This is a genomic window from Pseudomonas sp. s4 (genome assembly GCF_046764235.1).
GTDB classification, from domain to species: Bacteria; Pseudomonadota; Gammaproteobacteria; order Pseudomonadales; family Pseudomonadaceae; genus Aquipseudomonas; species Aquipseudomonas asiatica.
This window is the reverse complement of record NZ_CP177209.1, coordinates 4,671,690-4,691,161: the sequence shown is the minus strand read 5'-3', so window position 1 is coordinate 4,691,161 and position 19,472 is coordinate 4,671,690. Positions and strand designations below refer to the sequence as shown.

Sequence of the window (19,472 nt, the reverse complement as noted above, 5' to 3'; positions counted from 1 at the left end):
CCTTGTTATCCGGGGATCAGGCCTGGTGCAGATACCAGCGCCAGTCCTGCTCACTGACTTCGGCCATGAACTGGCGGTACTCGGCGCGCTTGACCTTCAGGTATACGCCAAGGAAGTCCTCGCCCAGTGCTTCGCGAGCCCAGCTCGAATGCTGCAGGGCGTCGAGGGCAGTCAGCCAGTCGGTGGGCAGGTGTTCGGTGGCCTGGGCATAGCCATTGCCTTCCACCGGTGCCCCCGGGTCCAGCTGTTGGCGAATGCCCCAGTGGCTGGCGGCAAGGATCGCCGCAGCGGCCAGGTAGGGGTTGGCATCGGCGCCGCAGATGCGGTGCTCCACGTGCCGGCTGTTGGCCGGACCGCCCGGTATGCGCAGGCTCACGGTGCGGTTGTCGACGCCCCAGGTTGGCGCCAGCGGGGCATAGCTGTTGGCCTGGAAGCGGCGGAACGAGTTGGCGTTGGGGCAGAACAGCAGCAGCGAGTCGCGCAGGTGTCGCAACATGCCTGCCACGGCCTGGCGCAGCAGCGGGGTACCGGCCTTGTCCTCACTGGCGAACAGGTTGTTGCCGGCGCTGTCGGCCAGGCTCAGGTGCATGTGCATGCCGGTGCCGGCCAGTTGCGCGAACGGCTTGGCCATGAAACAGGCCTGCATGCCATGGGCGTGGGCAATGCCTTTGACTAGGCGCTTGTAGCGCACGGCCTGGTCCATCGCCTGCAAGGCGTCGCCGTGCTCGAGGGTGATCTCCACCTGGCCGGGGGCGTATTCCGAAATCGCCGTGCGTGCCGGGATGCCCTGGGCCTTGCAGGCGGCGTAAAGGTCGGCAAGGAACGGCTCGATCTGCTCCAGTTCGCGCAGGCCATACACCTGGGTGGTGCGTGGGCGGCCGCCGTCATTGTCCAGTGCCGGTTGCGGGCGGCCCTGGGCATCAGGTTGCTGGTCCAGCAGGTAGAACTCCAGCTCGCAGGCCATCACCGGGTGGTAGCCGTCGGCCTTCAACGCCTCGATGGTACGCAGCAGCACATGGCGCGGGTCGGCGATGCTGGCCGGCAGGCCCTCGTTCGGGTGCATGCTCACCTGCACCGCGGCGGTCGGCACCCGGCGCCAGGGCAGGCGCACCAGGCTGCCTTCAAGCGGGTAGGCGCGGCAGTCGATATCGCCCACGTCCCACACCAGGCCGGAGTTTTCCACGTCGTCGCCGTTCAGGGTCAGGCCGAGAATGGTGCTGGGCAGCGGCCGGCCGGCCTGGTACACGGCCAGCAGTTCGTCGCGGTGCAGCAGCTTGCCGCGCGGCACGCCATTGGCGTCGAGGATGAACAGTTCGAACAGTTCGATATCGGGGTTGTCGGCCAGAAAACGGCTGGCCTGCTCTACAGGTGCAAAGTGCATGATGGATTCGCTCACGGGGCGCACAGGCCGCCGCGCATGCAGGCGGCCCGGCTGAGTCAAGCGGCCAGACGACGGCCGGGTTTGGTCACAAAGGCGTGAGCGAGAAATCCGGTGGGCGTGCGTGACGGCAGTGCCACAGGGCCCAGAAGGCGAGGATGATGTGGACCAGCGGATTCTCACCGGCACGGCGCCGGGCCTTCGCTTGCGAAGGGCGGGACGACGGTGGGGCGATGGGCTGGACGGGAGTCATGCCTTTGATACTCACATGCGGCGTAAGGTTGATTAAAGCAGTGAATGGCAACCTTTACATAAGCCCTTGCTAAACTTTCCGCCGCCGTGCGATCCCTGTAGGAGCGGCCTTGTGTCGCGATGGGCTGCGGCAGCAGCCCCAGGATCTTCGCTCCAGCACAAATTGCCGGGGCTGCTGCCGCAGCCCATCGCGACACAAGGCCGCTCCTACAGGGGCAGCGCCAGCCTGGACAGCAAAGCAGGCCCAAATCTGCGACAATCGCGCATCCTTCGAATGCCGATCATGAAAAAGCAGGCCCACCTGCATCACTAAAAAGCCCCATGACTGACCACGCCATCGACAAACTGCTGCAAAACCTCGACCACGCCATGATCGCCGACCGCCATCGCCTGCGCCGGCAATTGCACGAACTGCGCAAGCGCCCCGACGAGGCGAAGCTGGCGCAGTGGGTGGAAAAGGTCCAGGCGTCCTGCGCCCAGGTCACCGCGCGCCAGCAGAGCGTGCCGACCGTGCGCTACGACGACAGCCTGCCAATCGCTGCCAAGCGTGACGAAATCAAGAAGGCCCTGGCCGAGCACCAGGTGCTGGTGATCGCCGGCGAAACCGGCTCGGGCAAGACCACCCAGTTGCCGAAGATCTGTCTCGAACTGGGCCGTGGCAGCCATGGCCTGATCGCCCACACCCAGCCTCGCCGGATCGCCGCCCGCAGCGTTGCCGCGCGGGTCGCCGAAGAGCTGGGCACGCCGCTGGGCGGGCTGGTCGGCTACCAGGTGCGCTTCGAGGACCAGAGCGACGCCAACACCCTGGTCAAGCTGATGACCGACGGCATTCTGCTGGCCGAAACCCAGCACGACCGTTTCCTCGAGCGCTACGACACGATCATCGTCGACGAGGCCCACGAGCGCAGCCTGAACATCGACTTCCTGCTCGGCTACCTGAAGACCCTGCTGCACCGCCGCCCGGACCTGAAGCTGATCATCACCTCGGCGACCATCGACCTGGAGCGCTTCTCCAAACACTTCGACGGCGCGCCGATCATCGAGGTGTCCGGGCGTACCTTCCCGGTGGAAACTTGGTACCGCCCGCTGACCAGCGAGCAGGACGAGGAGGGCAACCAGATCGAGGACGACCTCACCGTCGACCAGGCCATCCTCGCCACGCTGGATGAGTTGGCGCACCACGAGCGGAGTGAGGGCAAGGGCCCCGGCGATGTGCTGATCTTTCTGCCGGGCGAGCGCGAGATCCGTGATGCCGCCGAGATCTTGCGCAAGGCGCAACTGCGCCACACCGAGATCCTGCCGTTGTACGCGCGCCTGTCGCCGGCCGAGCAGCAGCGCATCTTCCAGCCACACACCGGGCGCCGTGTGGTGCTGGCCACCAACGTTGCGGAAACCTCGCTGACCGTGCCGGGCATCCGCTATGTGATCGACACCGGTACCGCGCGCATCAGCCGCTACAGCTACCGCGCCAAGGTGCAGCGCCTGCCCATCGAGGCCGTGTCGCAGGCCAGTGCCAACCAGCGCAAGGGCCGCTGCGGCCGGGTCGAACCGGGCATCTGCGTGCGCCTGTACAGCGAAGAGGATTTCAACAGCCGGCCGGCGTTCACCGACCCGGAGATCCTGCGCACCAACCTGGCGGCTGTGATCCTGCAGATGCTGCACCTGCGCCTGGGCGCTATTGACGCCTTCCCGTTCATCGAGCCGCCGGATGGCAAGGCCATCAGCGATGGTTTCAACCTGCTGCAGGAGCTGTCGGCGGTCAACCGCGAAAACCAGCTGACGCCGATCGGCCGCCAGCTGGCGCGCCTGCCGATCGACCCGCGGCTGGGCCGCATGCTGCTCGAAGGCGCCCGCCTGGGCAGCCTGCAGGAAGTGCTGATCGTCACCAGTGCGCTGTCGGTGCAAGACCCGCGCGAACGCCCGCCGGAGCGCCAGCAGGCCGCCGATCAGGCGCACGCGCAATGGAAGGATGTGGATTCCGACTTCGCCGCGCTGGTCAACCTGTGGCGTGGCTTCGAGGAACAGCGCCAGGCGCTGACCGCCAACCCGCTGCGCAACTGGTGCCGCAAAAACTTCCTGAACTACCTGCGCCTGCGCGAATGGCGCGATGCCCATCGCCAGCTGGCGCTGATCTGCCGTGACCTGCAGTTGACGGTAAACAAGGACCCGTCCGACTACCCGAAAATGCACAAGGCCATTCTCAGTGGCCTGCTCAGCCAGATCGGCCAGAAGACCGAAGAGGGCGACTACCAGGGCGCCCGTCAGCGGCGCTTCTGGGTGCACCCGTCGTCGGGCCTGGGGCGCAAGCGCCCGCAGTGGGTGATGGCGGCCGAACTGGTCGAAACCACCAAGCTGTACGCACGCATGGTGGCCAGGATCGAGCCGGACTGGATCGAGCCGTTGGCCGGCCACCTGGTCAAGAAGAACCACTTCGAACCGCATTGGGAGAAGAAGCGCGGGCAGGTGGTGGCCTACGAGCAGATCACTCTGTACGGCCTGATCCTGGTCGGCCGTCGGCCGGTGCATTTCGGCCCGATCGACCCGGTCACATCGCGCGAGCTGTTCATCCGCGAAGGCCTGGTGGGTGGCGAAATCCAGTCGCGGGCCAAGTGCCTGGCGGCCAACAAGCGCCTGCTGGAGGAGCTCGACGAGCTGGAGGCCAAGGCCCGCCGCCGTGACATCCTGGCCGACGAAGAGACGCTGTATGCCTTCTACGAAGCGCGTCTGCCGGCGGAAATCCACCAGACGGCGACCTTCGACAGCTGGTACCGCATGGGCAGCCAGAAGGACGCCAACCTGCTGATCATGCGCGAGGAAGACGTGCTGGCCCGCGAGGCCAGCGAAGTCACCGCCGCGCAGTACCCCGACAGCATGCAGGTGGGCGAGCTGCGCCTGCCGCTGAGTTACCACTTCGAGCCCGGCCACCCCCGCGATGGCGTGACCGTGCGGGTGCCGGCACCGCTGTTGCCGAGCCTGCCGGGCGAGCGCCTGGAGTGGCTGGTGCCCGGCCTGCTGGAAGCCAAGTGCGTGGCGCTGGTGCGCAACCTGCCCAAGGCCCTGCGCAAGAACTTCGTGCCGGTGCCGGACTTCGTCAAGGCCTCGCTGGCGCGCATGACCTTCGGCCAGGGCGCATTGCCGCAGGCCCTGGGCCAGGAACTGCTGCGCATGACCGGCGCCCGTGTGCCCGACGAGGCATGGGACGAGTCGGTCAACCTGGTCGAAGGCCACCTGCGCATGAACATCGAGGTTGTCGATGGCCAGGGCAAGTTTCTGGGTGAAGGCCGCGACCTGGCCGAGCTGACCGCACGCTTTGCTGCAGCCAGCCAGGCAGCGTTGGCCGTGCCGCGTGACGCCAAGAGCGAGCAGCCGGTGCAGGCCAAGGCTTTCAGCGAGGTTAAGCAGACCGCGCAGCAGAAAATTGCCGGCCTGTCGATGACCGTGTACCCGGCACTGGTGGAAGAGGGCGGCACCGTGCGCGAAGGGCGTTTCTCGACCCAGGCCGAGGCCGAGTTCCAGCACCGCCGCGCTTTGCAGCGCCTGTTGCTGCAGCAGTTGGCCGAACCGGCCAAGTACCTGCGCGGCAAGCTGCCGGGGCTGACCGAGCTGGGCCTGCTGTACCGTGAAATGGGCCGGGTCGAGGCGCTGGTCGAGGACATTCTGCTGGCCAGCCTGGACAGCTGCATCCTTGAAGGCGAACAGCCGCTGCCACGCGATGGTGCGGCCCTGGCTGGCCTGGCCGAGCGCAAGCGCGGCAGCTGGGCCGAGCATGCCGAGCGCCTGGCACGGCAGACCCTGGAAGTGCTGAAGCTGTGGCATGGGCTGCAGAAGCGCTTCAAGGGCAAGATCGACCTGAGCCAGGCAGTGGCGCTTAACGACATCAAGCAACAGCTCGGAAACCTGGTGTACCCAGGCTTCGTGCGTGAAACCCCCGGGGCCTGGTTCAAGGAGCTGCCGCGTTACCTCAAGGCGGTGGAGCTGCGCCTGGAGAAGCTGGGTTCGCAGGTGCAGAAGGACCGGGTGTGGAGCGGTGAGCTGGCCAACCTGTGGGCGCAGTACAAGGCACGTGCCGACAAGCATGCCCAGGAAGGCAAGCGTGATGAGCAACTGACGGTGTACCGCTGGTGGCTGGAGGAATATCGGGTTTCGCTGTTTGCCCAGCAGTTGGGGACCAAGGTGCCGATTTCCGACAAGCGATTGAGCAAGCAATGGAGCCAGGTGGAAGGCTAAACTTCCACAGTTGTGGCAATATTGATGCAATTTGGGGCCGCTTTGCGGCCCTTCGCGGGCGCAGCCCTCGCCTTTAAATTGGCACTAAAGTGCCATTAACCTGTCATGTTTCCCAGCCAGCGCCCCGTGGCGATGGCCTTTGACCAGAGGAACGACCGTGCATAACGTCGTGATCAGCGGCACCGGCCTGTACACCCCGGCCCAGAGCATTTCCAACGAAGAACTGGTGGCGTCCTTCAACACCTGGTCGCAGCAGTTCAACCAGGACAACGCCGCCGCCATCGAGCGCGGTGAAGTCGAGGCGGCGCCGCTGTCCGATGGGGCGTTCATCGAAAAGGCCTCGGGCATCAAGAGCCGCTTCGTCATGGACAAGGCCGGCATTCTCGACCCGCAGCGCATGAAACCGCGTCTGCCCGAGCGCTCCAACGACGAACCTTCGGTGCTCTGCGAAATGGCCGTGGCCGCCGCCCGCCAGGCCCTGGAGCGCGCCGGTCGCACGGCGGCCGATGTCGACGGGGTGATCGTCGCCTGCTCCAACCTGCAGCGCCCGTACCCGGCCATTGCCATCGAAGTGCAGCAGGCGCTGGGCATCCAGGGCTTTGCCTTCGACATGAACGTGGCCTGCTCGTCGGCCACTTTCGGCATCCAGACCGCCGCCAACAGCGTGGCCCTGGGCCAGGCGCGCGCGGTGCTGATGGTCAACCCGGAGGTGTGCACTGGCCACCTGAACTTCCGTGACCGCGACAGCCATTTCATCTTTGGTGATGCTGCCACTGCGGTATTGCTCGAGCGTGCCGACAAGGCCACCTCGGCGCACCAGTTCGACATCGTCAGCAGCAAGCTGTGGACCGAGTTCTCCAACAACATCCGTAACAACTTCGGCTTCCTCAACCGCGCGGCGGAAGAGGGCGAGGGCGCGGCGGACAAGCTGTTCATCCAGGAAGGCCGCAAGGTGTTCCGCGAGGTGTGCCCGAAGGTGGCCGAGCTGATCGGTGAGCACCTGCAGGAAAACGGGCTGCAACCAAGCGATGTGAAACGCTTCTGGCTGCACCAGGCCAACCTCAGCATGAACCACCTGATCGTCAAGAAGCTGCTGGGGCGTGAAGTGGCCGAAGAGGATGCACCGGTGATTCTCGATCGCTATGCCAACACCAGTTCGGCGGGGTCGGTGATTGCCTTCCACCTGTACCAGGACGACTTGGCCAAGGGCTCGCTGGGGGTGTTGAGCTCGTTTGGTGCGGGGTATTCGATTGGTAGCGTGATCCTGCGCAAGCGCTGATTGCTTCGAAATATCGGGGCCGCTTTGCGGCCCATTCGCAGCACAAGGCTGCTCCTACAGGAGAACGCGCCGGTTGCAGGGTTCGCATTCCCCTGTAGGAGCAGCCTTGTGCTGCGAATGGGCTGCATGGCAGCCCCCTGCAATTTCACAGACAAAAAAAGCGGGAAACGCCGGATGGGGTCGGCATTTCCCGCTTCAGGTGAAGCAGTGCAGGGTTTCGCTTAGAACTTGGCTTCCAGGTCTACCTGCAGGGTATCTACATCGGCATCGCTGTTGGGCAACTGCGACAGGTCGGTCTTGGCCATCAGGTAGGCAGCGCCCAGGGAGAAGTTCTTGTCGATTTCATATCCGACCTTGAACTTGTGCCCGCGCGAACCGGTAAAGCCGTTGCCAAAGTCAGAGTCGGTGAACAGGCTGACCACGGCGTTACGCTGCACGTCGCGGTAGTTGTAGTCCAGGCTCCAGGCGCCGACCTTGGTTTTCAGGCCCGCCAACCAGGCCTGGTCTTCGCCATCGGTGCTCTCGGTGTTTTTCACATACTGACCGTAAGCAGAGAGCGGGATGGCAAAGCCGGTGAAGTCCAGCTGGCCGAAGCCTTCCACGAGGTTGAACTCGTTGGTGGTGTTGCCGAACGACTGCAGGATGGTGGCTTCCTTGTCGTTGTCGTAGCCATAGATACTGGCACCTACGGTCAGCTTGAGCACGTCTGCCGGGGCGAATTTGGCGCCCAACTGGCCGTGATAGACCTGTGCGTCATGCTTGTATTGCACGCCGTCGCCATCGACGTTGTCCTTGAGGGTGTACTGACCGGCGCTGGCGAACACCTCGGCCCCGCCCAGGTCGGTCTTGTAGGTGGCTGCCACGCCTTCCGGGTTGATGTCGCTGTCCCAGATGATGTCGCCCATGCTCACCCATGGCTGCGCCATCTTGCCGCCAATCAGGTGCAGGTTGGGAACTGCAGTCGGGTGCCAGTCGAGGTAGGCCTGGTCGACCCACAGCGACTTCTTGTCGAAGTAGTTGTCGAAGCTCTGGTTGGTCGAACGGCGGTCGGCACTGCTGCCGGTGGCGATACGGATGCCCGCGTCGACCTGCGGGTTGATTTCGCTGTAGAAGCCGACACGGGCACGCACGCGCTGGCGGTCCTGGTTGCCGCTGCTGCTGTTCGGGTCGTCGACGTTGACGTCTTCGTAACGCAGGCGCACATCACCCTTGACCTGGGTCTTGGCGGCCCATGCCACTTTCTGTTCAAAGGAGCTCATCCGTTCGGACTGAGCTTTCTGAGCGGCCTTTTCCTTGGTTTCTTGAGCCAGGTCCGCCTGCAGTTCGTTGTACTGCGCCTGGTTGATCGAGCCATTGGCGCGGAGCATTTCGAGCAGCTTGGCGTCGACAGCTGCACTGGCCGGAGTACTCAGAGCCAGCATCATGCCGGTGAGGCTCACTCCGGTAAGTGTAGAAACAAGACGCATAAGGTTCTCCCTGTTGAATAAGATGGGGAGGCTCAAGCGCCCGCCCCTGTGTTGGCATGTCTTCGGAAAGGGCCTGAATAGACAGGTTCTGGGGTTCCGGAAAACAGGCGCAAGTATTGCGGGGGCGAATGACAGATTAATGTCGAATTGGTGGCACTGCGGTTAAGTAATTGAGAATAAAAGGATCTGTCCCGGCTATCGTGATTTGAGTGGCGGGCCTTCCTTGGGGATACTGGGTACCTTGAAACAGCGAGCCGAAACCGTGACCAGCCTGTACAGCCTTGCTCATTTGCGTGATCTTCCGGCGGCCACCTGGGATGCCCTGGTGCCCGCTGGCCAACCGTTTCTACGCCATGCGTTTCTCAGCGCCATGGAGGACAGCGGCAGCGTGGCGCGCAACACCGGCTGGGCCGCCGAGCACCTGGTGCTGGAACGTGACGGGCGGGTACGGGCGCTGCTGCCGGCGTACCGCAAATGGCACTCGTTTGGCGAGTACGTGTTCGACCATGGCTGGGCCGATGCCTGTGAGCGGGCCGGCATTGCCTACTACCCCAAGCTGCTCGGTGCCGTGCCGTTCAGCCCGGTCAGCGGCCCGCGCCTGCTCGCCGCCGACCCAGCCGATGGCCTGCTGGTGCTGCAGGCTTTGCCGGAGTACCTGGCCAAGGGCGGGCTGTCTGGCGCGCACATCAATTTCACCGAGCCGGCGCTGGACGAGCAGCTGGCCGGCCTGCCGGGCTGGATGGAGCGCCTGGGCTGCCAGTTTCATTGGCGCAACCATGGCTATCGTGACTTTCAGGATTTTCTCGACAGCCTGAGTTCGCGCAAGCGCAAGCAGATGCGCAAGGAGCGTGAACAGGTGGCCGGGCACGGTATCGAGTTCCGCTGGTACCGTGGAGATGAACTGGATGAGGCGCAGTGGGATTTCGTCTATCGCTGCTACGCCAATACCTACGCGGTGCGCCGCCGTGCGCCCTACCTGACACGCGAGTTCTTCAGCCTGCTTGCCGAGCGCATGCCCGAAGCGTTGCGCGTGGTGATGGCGCGGCAGGGTGGCCGTGATGTGGCCATGGCCCTGAGCCTGGTGGGGGGCGACAGCCTGTTTGGCCGTTATTGGGGGTGCCTGGACGAGTTCGACCGGCTGCACTTCGAAACCTGTTTCTACCAGGGCATGGACTTTGCCATTGCCGAAGGGCTGCAGCGTTTCGATGCCGGGGCACAGGGGGAGCACAAGCTGATTCGAGGGTTCGAGCCGGTGCTGACGCGGTCGTGGCACTACCTGCTGCACCCGGGGCTGCGGCGGGCGGTGGAGGATTTTCTGGCGCAGGAACGGGAAGGGGTGCGGGCGTATGCCGAGGAGGCCAGGGGGATGTTGCCCTATCGTCGGGACTGATCCATTCATATTGCCTGTGCCGGCCTCTTCGCGGGCTTGCCCGCTCCCACAGGTACGGCACAGTTTTCAAGGCATGTGGTGATCCTGTGGGAGCGGGCGAGCCCGCGAAGAGGCCGGCACAGGAAATCAGTCGACCCCGACAAACCCCCCGGTCTGGTGATGCCACAACCGGGCATACAAGCCTTGCTGCTCCAGCAGTTCACTGTGGCTGCCACTCTCGACAATCCGCCCTTTGTCCAGCACTACCAGCCGGTCCATCCGGGCGATGGTGGAAAGCCGGTGGGCAATCGCGATCACCGTCTTGCCCTGCATCAGCGTCTCCAGGCTTTCCTGGATTGCTGCCTCTACCTCCGAGTCCAGCGCCGAAGTGGCCTCGTCCATGATCAGGATCGGTGCATTCTTCAGCAGCACCCGGGCAATGGCGATGCGCTGGCGCTGGCCACCCGACAGCTTGACTCCGCGCTCGCCCACATGGGCATCGAAACCGGTGCGCCCCTGAGCGTCCGACAGCTGCGGGATGAACTCGTCGGCGCGGGCCCGGCGCACCGCTTCATGAAGCGCGGCCTCGCTGGCATCGGGGCGGCCATACAGCAGGTTGTCACGGATCGAGCGGTGCAGCAGCGAGGTGTCCTGGGTGATCATGCCGATCTGCGCGCGCAGGCTGGCCTGGCTTACCTCGGCAATGTCCTGGCCGTCGATGAGAATGCGCCCGCCCTGCACGTCATACAGCCGCAGCAGCAGGTTGACCAGGGTCGACTTGCCTGCCCCCGACGGGCCGATCAGGCCGATCTTCTCGCCCGGGCGTATGTCCAGGCTGAGCCCTTCGATCACGTTGGCGGCCTTGCCGTAATGGAAGTCCACATCATCGAAACGCACCGCACCGCGGCTGACCTTGAGCGCCGGTGCGTTGGGCCGGTCGGTGACGGTGACCGGCTGGGCGATGGTCTGCAGGCCGTCCTGGACCATGCCGATGTTCTCGAAGATGCCGTTGACCACCCACATGATCCAGCCCGACATGTTGACGATGCGGATCACCAGGCCGGTGGCCAGGGCGATGGCGCCGACGGTGATCAGCGACTGGCTCCACAGCCACAGCGCCAGGCCTGTGGTGGCGACCACCAGCAGGCCATTTAGGGTGGTGATGACCACGTCCATGCTGGTGACCACGCGCGCGGCCAGCTGGGTTTTCTCTGTCTGTTCGCGGATCGCTTCGCGCGCGTACTGCTGCTCGAAGTCGGTGTGGGCGAACAGCTTGAGGGTGGCGATGTTGGTGTAGCCGTCGACGATGCGGCCCATCAGCTTGGAGCGGGCATCGGAGGAAATCACCGAACGCTCCTTCACCCGGGGGACGAAGTAGAACAGCGCGGCGATGTAGCCGGCGATCCATAGCAGCAGCGGCAGCATCAGGCGCCAGTCGGCCTCGGCGAACAGCACCAGCGAGGTGATGGCGTAGATCAGCACGTGCCATAGCGCATCCACCGCCTGCACCGCAGAGTCTCGCAGTGAGTTGCCGGTCTGCATGATGCGCTGGGCGATGCGCCCGGCGAAGTCGCTCTGGAAGAAGTTCAGGCTCTGCTTGAGTACATAGGTGTGGTTCTGCCAGCGGATCAGGCTGGTCATGCCGGGGTTGATGGTCTGGTGCACCAGCAGGTCGTGCAGGCCGAAGAACACCGGGCGCAGCAGCAGGATCACCACCAGCATCCAGATCAGTTCGCCGCTGTGTTCGCTGAAGAAACTGGCATTGGGCGTGCCCTGTGCCAGGTCGATGATGCGGCTGAGGTAGCTGAACATCGCCACCTCGATCAGCGAGGCGACCAGGCCCACCACCAGCAGGGCGACAAAACTTGGCCACACCTGGCGCAGGTAGTACAGGTAGAACGGCCAGACCTGGCCGGGTGGCGACTCGCTGGGCGCGTCGCGGAAGATATCGATCAACTGCTCGAAACGGCGGTACAGCATGGGTGACGACACTCCTGTTTCATCCGACCCTCAGGCGGTTTCACGTCCCTGTGAAGCCTGCGGTCAGTCGATGCGTTTGGCCGACTTGATGTAGACCGGATCGGCCGGTACATCGCGCATGCCTTTCTTGATGGTGGTCGGCGAATTGACGATCTGGTCGACCACTTCCATGCCCTTGGTCACCTTGCCGAATACGGCATAGCCACGGTCACGCCCAGGGTTGAGGAAGTCGTTGTCGGCCACGTTGATGAAGAACTGGCTGGTGGCCGAGTCCGGGTCCTGGGTACGGGCCATGGACAGCGTGCCACGGGTGTTCTGCAGGCCGTTGCCGGCTTCGTTGGTGATCGGGGCTCGGGTGTTCTTCTGCACCATCTGGTCGGTGAAGCCGCCGCCCTGGACCATGAAGCCCGGGATTACACGGTGGAAGATGGTGTTGTTGTAGAAGCCGCTGTCGACGTATTCGAGGAAGTTCTTGGTACTGATCGGTGCCTTCTCGGCATTCAGCTCGATTTCGACCTGGCCGAAGCTGGTGTCCAGCAGTACGTGCGGGGTCTTGTCGGAGGCCATGACGCTGGTGGCGAAGGCGACCGAGCAGGCGGTGAGCAGGAGTTTTTTCAGCATGGGCTCAAAGATCCTTGAGAGGTGGAAGCGGCTGCAAGGAACTGCAGCAGGGTCTGGTTGAAGACCTCGGGTTGGTCGAGGGGTGTAGCGTGCCGGGAATCGTCGATGACCACCAGCCTGGCGTGAGGCATCAGGGCGACGTAGCGTTCTTTCAGTTGTATCGGGGTGTAATCCTGGTCGGCGGCGATCACCAGGGTAGGACAGTGAACCTGGCCGATGCGTTCCTGCACGCCCCAGTCGACGATGGCGTCGAAACTCTTGAGGTACGCACGCTTGTCGTTGCGTGCCCAGCGCTGGGCCATCTTGTGCCGCAGTTCGGCCTGCTGCGGTTTGGGAAACAGCCGCTCGGCCAGGCCCTTGCCGACCGTTTCGACACTGAGCAGGCGCGCCAGGCCCCAGCGCTTGAGCCACCATACCCAGTCACTGCGAGTGCGGCGCTTGACCTCGGGGGCGCTGTTGACGATGCAAAGGCTGCGCAGCCACTGCGGGTGGTCGACAGCGAACTGGAAGGCGACCATGCCACCCATGGACAGGCCGACGATGTGCACGGGGCCGGTGTGCAGGTGTTCGAGCAGGGCCAGCAGGTCGGCACTGAAGGTGGCGATCTGGTAGCCGTCGCGTGGCTTGTCGGAGCGGCCGTGGCCGCGGATGTCCATGAGGATTACCCGGTAGTGGCGGCTGAGCACCGGCACCTGCAGCTCCCAGTCCTGGCAGCTGGAGCCCAGGCCATGGAGCAATACCAGGGGTTCGCCCTGGCCGTATTCCTCGTAATGCAGTGTGCATCCTTCGTGTTCGAAATAGGCCATGGGCGCGGTCCTCTCAGGCTTGCGGGGGGGCAGCGAAGGGCACGTCCAGTGGCGCGGTGTCGAAATTGCGCAGCAGGTCGATGAGAATCTGCGTAGCCGGGCCCAAGGTCTTCTCTTTGCTCGAATAAAGGTAGAACAGTGGGTGGCGGCTGCCACCCTGATCCAGCGGCAACGGCTTGAGCACGCCTTCGCGTAGCTCACGCTCGATCATGTGGCGGGGCAGCCAGGCAAAGCCCAGGCCGCTGCTGACGAAGGTAGCAGCAGTGCCCAGGCTACCGACGGTCCAGCGTTGCTCGGCACCCAGCCAGCCGACATCGCGCGGCTGGGCGCGGCCGGAGTCGCGGATTACCACCTGCAACTGGCTTTCCAGGTCCTGGAAGGTAAGTTCGCGGCCCAGGCGGTGCAGGCTGTGTTCGGGGTGGGCGACAGCGACGAACTCTACCGCGCTCAGTTCGGCGCCCAGGTAGCCGCCGATGCTGTAGCTGCTGATGGCCAGGTCGGCGATGCCTTCGTGCATCACTTCCTCGACGCCAGACAGCACTTCTTCACGCAGGCGCACCCGGCAGCCACGGCTCTGCGGCATGAACGCGGCCAGGGCGCGGACCAGGCGGGCACTGGGGTAGGCGGCATCGACCACCAGGCGTACCTCGGCTTCCCAGCCCTGCTCCATGTGGTGGGCAAGGTCTTCGAGCTGGCTGGCCTGTTTGACCAGGTGGCGCGAACGGCGCAGCAGCACATTGCCGGCCTCGGTGAGCACCGCCTTGCGGCCGTCGATACGCAGCAGCGGCACGCCCAGTTGCTCCTGCATGCGGGCCACGGTGTAACTGACCGATGACTGCGAGCGGTGCAGTGCCTCGGCGGCCTGGGCAAACCCGCCGTGATCGACCACTGCCTGCAGGGTTCGCCACTGGTCAAGGGTTACGCGCGGCGCTTTCATCTTTCGCTCCTGTTGTCCTAAGCTGCGCTCTTTCAAGGAGAGCGGCCCATGAAGAAATGTTGTGCGGCAATACTGATGTGCCTGCCCCTCGGGGCCATGGCTTATCCCATCGACGTTGAGAAGGAACTGACCGGGGTAAAGCTCGACTACACCGCCTATGACACGGCTTATGACATTGGCGCCATCACCCTCAACAACTATGGGCAGGTACCGGCCGCGTGCAAGGTGACCTTCCGCAATGGCCCCGAGGCACCAAGGGTGCGCCGGGTGAACGTACCGGCCGGTAAAAGCGTCGATGTCACTGCCAAGTTCAACCGACAGATCATCAAACTTCGGATCGCCTTGAACTGCAGTGCAGAATAAACTGATAAATCGATAGATTGAACCCATTTTTTACGCTTTTTTATCGATAGGTCAACCCGTAATCTCACCTCCATCGAATCGCAACCCTTTTTGCCGATGGAGGCACCCCAATGTCCCGCGTACTGATCATCGAAAGCAGCGCCCGCCAGCAGGATTCCGTTTCCCGTCAGCTGACCCGTGATTTCATCCAGCAGTGGCAGGCCGCCCACCCGGCCGATCAGATCAGTGTGCGCGACCTGGCCGTGAACCCGGTGCCGCACCTGGACGCCAACCTTCTGGGTGGCTGGATGAAGCCCGAAGAACAGCGCAGTGCGGCGGAACTGGACGCCTTGGCCCGCTCCAACGAACTGACCGATGAACTGCTCGCCGCCGACGTGCTGGTGATGGCCGCGCCGATGTACAACTTCACCATCCCCAGCACCCTGAAGGCCTGGCTGGACCATGTGCTGCGTGCCGGCATCACCTTCAAGTACACCCCCACCGGCCCGCAGGGCTTGCTGACCGGCAAGCGCGCCATCGTCCTGACTGCCCGTGGCGGCATCCACGCCGGTGCCACCAGCGACCACCAGGAACCGTACCTGCGCCAGGTAATGGCCTTCATCGGCATCCACGATGTCGACTTCATCCATGCCGAAGGCCTGAACATGAGCGCTGACTTCCACGAGAAGGGCGTCAACCAGGCCAAGGCCAAGCTGGCGGCGGTGGCCTGAGGCTTAGCGAATTCCCAACCCTGACACCTGTTGTTGCTCCTTTGGGTGTACCTGCCCGGCCTGCATGGCCGGGCTTTTTTATGCCAGAAATTTTGTAGGTGCCTGTGCCGGCCTCTTCGCGGGCTTGCCCGCTCCCACATGTACACCGCAGGTCTCAGGTACTGTGATATCCCTGTGGGAGCGGGCAAGCCCGCGAAGAGGCCGGCACAGCCCTTACATTCCTCATGGTTGAACTCATTTGCCGCAACCCGCTAAGGTCGCGGCCTTGATCCACGAGAGGCAACCATGGGCTACCTGATAATCGTCGCGCTGATCCAGGCGTTTTCCTTCAGCCTGATCGGCGAGTACCTGGCCGGGCACGTCGACAGCTACTTTGCCGTGCTCGCGCGCGTGGTGCTGGCTGGCCTGGTGTTCCTGCCGCTGACCCGCTGGCGCCAGGTCGAGCCGCGCTTCATGCGCTCGATGCTGCTGATCGGCGCGCTGCAGTACGGCATCACCTACGTCTGCCTGTACCTGAGCTTTCGCGTGCTCACCGTGCCGGAGGTGCTGCTGTTCACCATTCTCACGCCGTTGCACGTGACGCTGATCGAAGACGCCATGAACCGGCGCTTCAACCCCTGGGCCCTGGTGGCAGCGCTAGTGGCGGTGGCCGGTGCTGCAGTGATCCGCTTCGATACCATCAGCGGCGAGTTCTTCATCGGCTTCCTGCTGCTGCAACTGGCCAACTTCACCTATGCCGCCGGGCAGGTGCTTTATCGCCACCTGGTCGCACGCCACCCCAGCGACCTGCCGCACTACAAGCGCTTTGGCTACTTCTACCTGGGCGCGTTGATCGTGGTATTGCCGGCCTTCCTGCTGTTTGGCAACGCCCAGCACCTGCCGACCACCGATGTGCAGTGGCTGGTGCTGCTGTTCCTGGGCCTGTGCCCGACGGCGCTGGGGCTGTACTGGTGGAACAAGGGCGCATGCATGGTTTCGGGCGGGACGCTGGCGGTGATGAACAACCTGCATGTGCCGGTAGGGTTGCTGCTCAATCTGCTGATCTGGAACCAGGACGAGCCATTGGGCAGGCTGTTCATCGGCGCGGCGGTGATCCTGGCGTCGGTGTGGATGAGCCGCCTGGGTACCCTGACGTTATCAAGCAAGCCATGGCGCAGTCAGCTATGACGCGTTCGTTACTGAACCCAAATTCCGCCGGTCCCTACCCGATAATCAGGGAAACAAAATCGGGAGACCGGCGTGAAGCTAGAAACGCGAAGTATCGAATTTGTCCCACACGCAGAGCGTTATGGCACGCCTAAACGATTGTTCACTATCTGGTTCAGCTCCAACTTCCAGATAACCGCGCTGATGGTCGGCACCCTGGGCATTGCATCGGGGCTAAGCCTTGGCTGGACCTTGTTGGGCCTGCTGGTCGGCAACCTCATCGGTACCGTGTTCATGGCCGCGCACTCTGCCCAGGGGCCTCACCTGGGCGTGCCACAGATGATCCAGAGCCGGGCCCAGTTCGGTGTCCATGGTGCCGCGCTCCCTCTGCTGGTGATGGTCATGGCCGCAGTCCTGTTCCTCGCCGCCAGCGGCGTGCTGATGCGCAATGCCTTGCAGGCGCTGGTGCCCATGAGCGATGACCAGGCGATCGTGGTGGTCGGCTTGCTGACCTTTGTCATCGGCTTTGTCGGCTACGAGCTGATCCACCGCCTGGGCGCGTGGATGAGCCTGTTGTCCACACTGGTTTTTGCCGGCGCCCTGGTGCTGATCCTGCTGCACCCCGGCGACATGGCAACCACGACGGCAGTGAGTACCGGCTTCTCGTTCACCGCCTTCAACCTGATCGTGGCCCAGTCGGCCTCCTGGACGCTGGGGTATGGCCCCTATGTAGCCGATTACTCGCGCTACCTGCCGGCCAACGTCAACCCACGCGCCACGTTCTGGGCCACCTATTGCGGTTGTGCGCTGGGCTCCTTCGCCATGATGGCACTGGGCGCGCTGGTGGCAGTGGCATTGCCGTCGGCACTGGGGCATGACCCGGCCACAGCCATTGCCGCGTTGTTCGGCCCGTGGGCGCCGTTGGCGCTGGCGGTGATAGCGCTGGGGGTGATCCAGTACAACGTGCTGTGTCTGTACAGCGCCTACATGTCGTCGGTCACGATCTTTGGTGCCTTCAAGACCATCCGGCGCGTGACCGCGACGGCCAAGGCCTTGGTAATGGCTGGCCTGACCGCAGCGGCAACGCTGATCGCCATCGCCACCCAATACAATTTCGATACGTTCTTTGCCGACATCCTGATCGGCCAGCTGTACCTGTTGATCCCATGGAGCGCCATCAACCTGGTGGATTACTACTGGGTATGCCGAGGCCACTATGATGTGGGGGCGCTGTATGACTCCAAGGGGCGTTATGGCTGCTTCAATCGTCGAAGCCTGGCGGTGTACGCCGTGTCGATCATCGGTACCATCCCGTTCATGAAGCTGTCGTTCTACACGGGCTTCGTGGCCGAGTGGCTGGGGGCGGACATCAGTTGGGCGATGGGGTTGATCCTGGCCGGTGCGCTGTACTGCATGGTCCATGGGCGCGAGAGCAACCGGCTTTCGACAACCATGAATGCGCACCCCTGACTCGGCCCTGACACGGAAAGGGGCCGCTTTGCGGCCCATCGCCGGCAAGCCAGCTCCCACAGGCACCGCGCAAAATTCGAGACGTGTGCAGTACCTGTGGGAGCTGGCTTGCCGGCGATGGGCTGCGAAGCAGCCCAGGCAATCTCAAGCCTCGCTCATGTCTTCCAGCCGACGCGGCACAGGCTCTTGCGATACACGCCCGCTCAACCCCACCCGCATGTCGTTGCCACTTGGCTGCTGATACAGGCTCAAGCCAAACTCCGGCAACACCGCCAGCAGATAATCGAAGATATCCCCCTGAATCCGCTCGTAATCGGCCCACACGGTGGTGGTGGTAAAGCAGTAGATCTCCAGCGGCACGCCCTCGGCGGTGGTCTGCATCTGCCGCACCATGCAGGTCATGTTCGGGTGCACGTTGGGGTGGTTCTTCAGGTAGGCCAGGGCGAACGCCCGGAAGGTGCCGATGTTGGTCAGCTTGCGGCGGTTGGCCGACAGCTCGGCCACTGGCCCCAGGGCTTCGTTCCAGCTTTGCAGTTCCTGGCGCTTGCCCGCCAGATAGTCGCGCAGAAGGCTGACCTGGCTCAGGCGCTGTTCTTCCTCGCGAGTCAGGAACCGCACGCCAGCCGCGTCGATGAACAGGCTGCGCTTGATGCGTCGGCCACCGGACTGCTGCATGCCGCGGTAGTTGCGGAACGACTCGCTCATCAGGCGCCAGGTGGGGATGGAGACAATGGTCTTGTCGAAGTTCTGCACCTTCACCGTGTGCAGGGTGATGTCCACCACATCGCCATCGGCACCCACCTGGGGCATTTCGATCCAGTCGCCCACGTGCAGCATGTCGTTGCTGGTCAGCTGCACACTGGCGACGAACGACAGCAGGGTGTCCTTGTACACCAACAGCAGCACCGCCGACATGGCGCCCAGGCCCGACAGCAGCAACAGCGGCGAGCGGTCGATCAGGGTGGCGACGATGACGATGGAGGCGAAGATCCACAGCATCATCTTGGCCAGTTGCACGTAACCCTTGATCGAGCGGGTGCGGGCGTGTTCGGTGCGGGCGTAGATGTCGAGCAGGGCATCCAGCAGGCACGACAGCGCCATGGTCATGAACAGCAGGGTAAAGGCCAGGGCGACATTGCCGAGGAAGTGCTGGGCAGTGTCGGACAGCTCGGGCACCAGTTTCAGGCCGAACTGCAGCACCAGTGACGGCGTGGTCTGTGCCAGGCGGTGGAAAACCTTGTTGTTGCGCAGGTCGTCCAGCCACTTCAGCGCTGGCTGGCGGGCCAGCAGGCGGGCGCCGTGCAACACCAGGAAGCGTGCCAGGCGGCCGATGACCAGGGAAATGAGCAGCAGCACCGCCAGGCCGATGGCCGCGTGCAGCATCGGATGTTGGTCAAGGGTGCCCCACAGGTCGAGGGAGTCGCGCCAGATTCGTTGGATATCCATGGGCTTGCGTACAGTCTTTGTT

Annotated in this window: 14 protein-coding genes; 7 read left to right on the top strand and 7 right to left on the bottom strand. The window is 63.8% G+C overall.

The features are described 5' to 3' along the window. Window positions 1-16: 16 nt before the first annotated feature. Window positions 17-1,381 (bottom strand): glutamine synthetase family protein, encoded by a 1,365-nt coding sequence (locus ACK56M_RS21790; protein WP_054573792.1) that lies wholly within the window; start codon window positions 1,379-1,381, stop codon window positions 17-19. A 570-nt stretch (window positions 1,382-1,951) separates the two neighbouring features. Between ACK56M_RS21790 and hrpA the strand changes: the two genes are divergently transcribed. Both hrpA and ACK56M_RS21780 read left to right on the top strand, forming a co-directional pair. After that, window positions 1,952-5,857 carry an ATP-dependent RNA helicase HrpA gene (gene hrpA, locus ACK56M_RS21785; protein ID WP_102085109.1) on the top strand — a complete coding sequence of 1,302 codons (3,906 nt, stop codon included), beginning with the start codon at window positions 1,952-1,954 and terminating at the stop codon, window positions 5,855-5,857. A gap of 157 nt (window positions 5,858-6,014) precedes the next feature. Beyond that, window positions 6,015-7,136, top strand: a complete 1,122-nt coding sequence (locus tag ACK56M_RS21780; RefSeq protein ID WP_411959041.1) for a beta-ketoacyl-ACP synthase III — start codon at window positions 6,015-6,017, stop codon at window positions 7,134-7,136. 221 nt (window positions 7,137-7,357) lie between these two features. Here the strand turns inward: ACK56M_RS21780 and ACK56M_RS21775 are convergent, their stop codons facing one another. After that, entirely contained in the window at window positions 7,358-8,602 is a 1,245-nt protein-coding gene (locus ACK56M_RS21775) for a putative porin (RefSeq protein ID WP_015271304.1), read from the bottom strand. A gap of 262 nt (window positions 8,603-8,864) precedes the next feature. Here ACK56M_RS21775 and ACK56M_RS21770 point away from each other — a divergent pair, with 262 nt between their 5' ends. Further along, the gene (locus ACK56M_RS21770; protein WP_043936234.1) at window positions 8,865-9,992 is read left to right on the top strand and encodes a GNAT family N-acetyltransferase; all 1,128 of its coding nucleotides are present in this window, start codon (window positions 8,865-8,867) and stop codon (window positions 9,990-9,992) included. A 126-nt stretch (window positions 9,993-10,118) separates the two neighbouring features. Here the strand turns inward: ACK56M_RS21770 and ACK56M_RS21765 are convergent, their stop codons facing one another. The 4 genes from ACK56M_RS21765 to ACK56M_RS21750 form a co-directional block, all read right to left on the bottom strand. Beyond that, window positions 10,119-11,951, bottom strand: coding sequence for an ABC transporter ATP-binding protein (locus tag ACK56M_RS21765; RefSeq protein WP_015271302.1), 1,833 nt, complete (start codon window positions 11,949-11,951; stop codon window positions 10,119-10,121). 63 nt (window positions 11,952-12,014) lie between these two features. Next, window positions 12,015-12,572: a peptidylprolyl isomerase A gene (locus tag ACK56M_RS21760; protein ID WP_015271301.1), complete on the bottom strand. Its 558-nt coding sequence runs from the start codon at window positions 12,570-12,572 to the stop codon at window positions 12,015-12,017. After that, window positions 12,566-13,378 carry an alpha/beta fold hydrolase gene (locus ACK56M_RS21755; protein WP_013973707.1) on the bottom strand — a complete coding sequence of 271 codons (813 nt, stop codon included), beginning with the start codon at window positions 13,376-13,378 and terminating at the stop codon, window positions 12,566-12,568. The genes ACK56M_RS21760 and ACK56M_RS21755 overlap by 7 nt, the downstream gene beginning before the upstream one ends. 13 nt (window positions 13,379-13,391) lie before the next feature. Beyond that, window positions 13,392-14,315 (bottom strand): LysR family transcriptional regulator, encoded by a 924-nt coding sequence (locus ACK56M_RS21750; protein ID WP_012273620.1) that lies wholly within the window; start codon window positions 14,313-14,315, stop codon window positions 13,392-13,394. 48 nt (window positions 14,316-14,363) lie between these two features. Here ACK56M_RS21750 and ACK56M_RS21745 point away from each other — a divergent pair, with 48 nt between their 5' ends. The 4 genes from ACK56M_RS21745 to ACK56M_RS21730 all read left to right on the top strand — a co-directional run bounded on the left by ACK56M_RS21745 (window position 14,364) and on the right by ACK56M_RS21730 (window position 18,004). Next, window positions 14,364-14,678 carry a hypothetical protein gene (locus tag ACK56M_RS21745; RefSeq protein ID WP_012051530.1) on the top strand — a complete coding sequence of 105 codons (315 nt, stop codon included), beginning with the start codon at window positions 14,364-14,366 and terminating at the stop codon, window positions 14,676-14,678. A 110-nt stretch (window positions 14,679-14,788) separates the two neighbouring features. Continuing rightward, the gene (locus ACK56M_RS21740; RefSeq protein WP_013973705.1) at window positions 14,789-15,388 is read left to right on the top strand and encodes an FMN-dependent NADH-azoreductase; all 600 of its coding nucleotides are present in this window, start codon (window positions 14,789-14,791) and stop codon (window positions 15,386-15,388) included. Between the two features lie 285 nt (window positions 15,389-15,673). Beyond that, window positions 15,674-16,555 (top strand): carboxylate/amino acid/amine transporter, encoded by an 882-nt coding sequence (locus ACK56M_RS21735; RefSeq protein ID WP_015271300.1) that lies wholly within the window; start codon window positions 15,674-15,676, stop codon window positions 16,553-16,555. A gap of 72 nt (window positions 16,556-16,627) precedes the next feature. Beyond that, window positions 16,628-18,004 carry a purine-cytosine permease family protein gene (locus ACK56M_RS21730; RefSeq protein ID WP_043935828.1) on the top strand — a complete coding sequence of 459 codons (1,377 nt, stop codon included), beginning with the start codon at window positions 16,628-16,630 and terminating at the stop codon, window positions 18,002-18,004. Window positions 18,005-18,148: 144 nt separating this feature from the next. On the opposite strand, the gene ACK56M_RS21725 is transcribed toward ACK56M_RS21730, so the two are convergent. After that, window positions 18,149-19,450, bottom strand: a complete 1,302-nt coding sequence (locus tag ACK56M_RS21725) for a mechanosensitive ion channel family protein (protein WP_015271298.1) — start codon at window positions 19,448-19,450, stop codon at window positions 18,149-18,151. Between the last annotated feature and the right edge of the window lie 22 nt (window positions 19,451-19,472).

Excerpts from the sequence above, each read along its gene's own strand:
- ACK56M_RS21790 (WP_054573792.1), bottom strand. The coding sequence starts at position 1,381 with ATGCACTTTGCACCTGTAGAGCAGGCCAGCCGTTTTCTGGCCGACAAC.
- hrpA (WP_102085109.1), top strand. The coding sequence starts at position 1,952 with ATGACTGACCACGCCATCGACAAACTGCTGCAAAACCTCGACCACGCC.
- ACK56M_RS21775 (WP_015271304.1), bottom strand. The coding sequence starts at position 8,602 with ATGCGTCTTGTTTCTACACTTACCGGAGTGAGCCTCACCGGCATGATG.
- ACK56M_RS21765 (WP_015271302.1), bottom strand. The coding sequence starts at position 11,951 with ATGCTGTACCGCCGTTTCGAGCAGTTGATCGATATCTTCCGCGACGCG.
- ACK56M_RS21760 (WP_015271301.1), bottom strand. The coding sequence starts at position 12,572 with ATGCTGAAAAAACTCCTGCTCACCGCCTGCTCGGTCGCCTTCGCCACC.
- ACK56M_RS21755 (WP_013973707.1), bottom strand. The coding sequence starts at position 13,378 with ATGGCCTATTTCGAACACGAAGGATGCACACTGCATTACGAGGAATAC.
- ACK56M_RS21750 (WP_012273620.1), bottom strand. The coding sequence starts at position 14,315 with ATGAAAGCGCCGCGCGTAACCCTTGACCAGTGGCGAACCCTGCAGGCA.
- ACK56M_RS21745 (WP_012051530.1), top strand. The coding sequence starts at position 14,364 with ATGAAGAAATGTTGTGCGGCAATACTGATGTGCCTGCCCCTCGGGGCC.
- ACK56M_RS21740 (WP_013973705.1), top strand. The coding sequence starts at position 14,789 with ATGTCCCGCGTACTGATCATCGAAAGCAGCGCCCGCCAGCAGGATTCC.
- ACK56M_RS21735 (WP_015271300.1), top strand. The coding sequence starts at position 15,674 with ATGGGCTACCTGATAATCGTCGCGCTGATCCAGGCGTTTTCCTTCAGC.
- ACK56M_RS21725 (WP_015271298.1), bottom strand. The coding sequence starts at position 19,450 with ATGGATATCCAACGAATCTGGCGCGACTCCCTCGACCTGTGGGGCACC.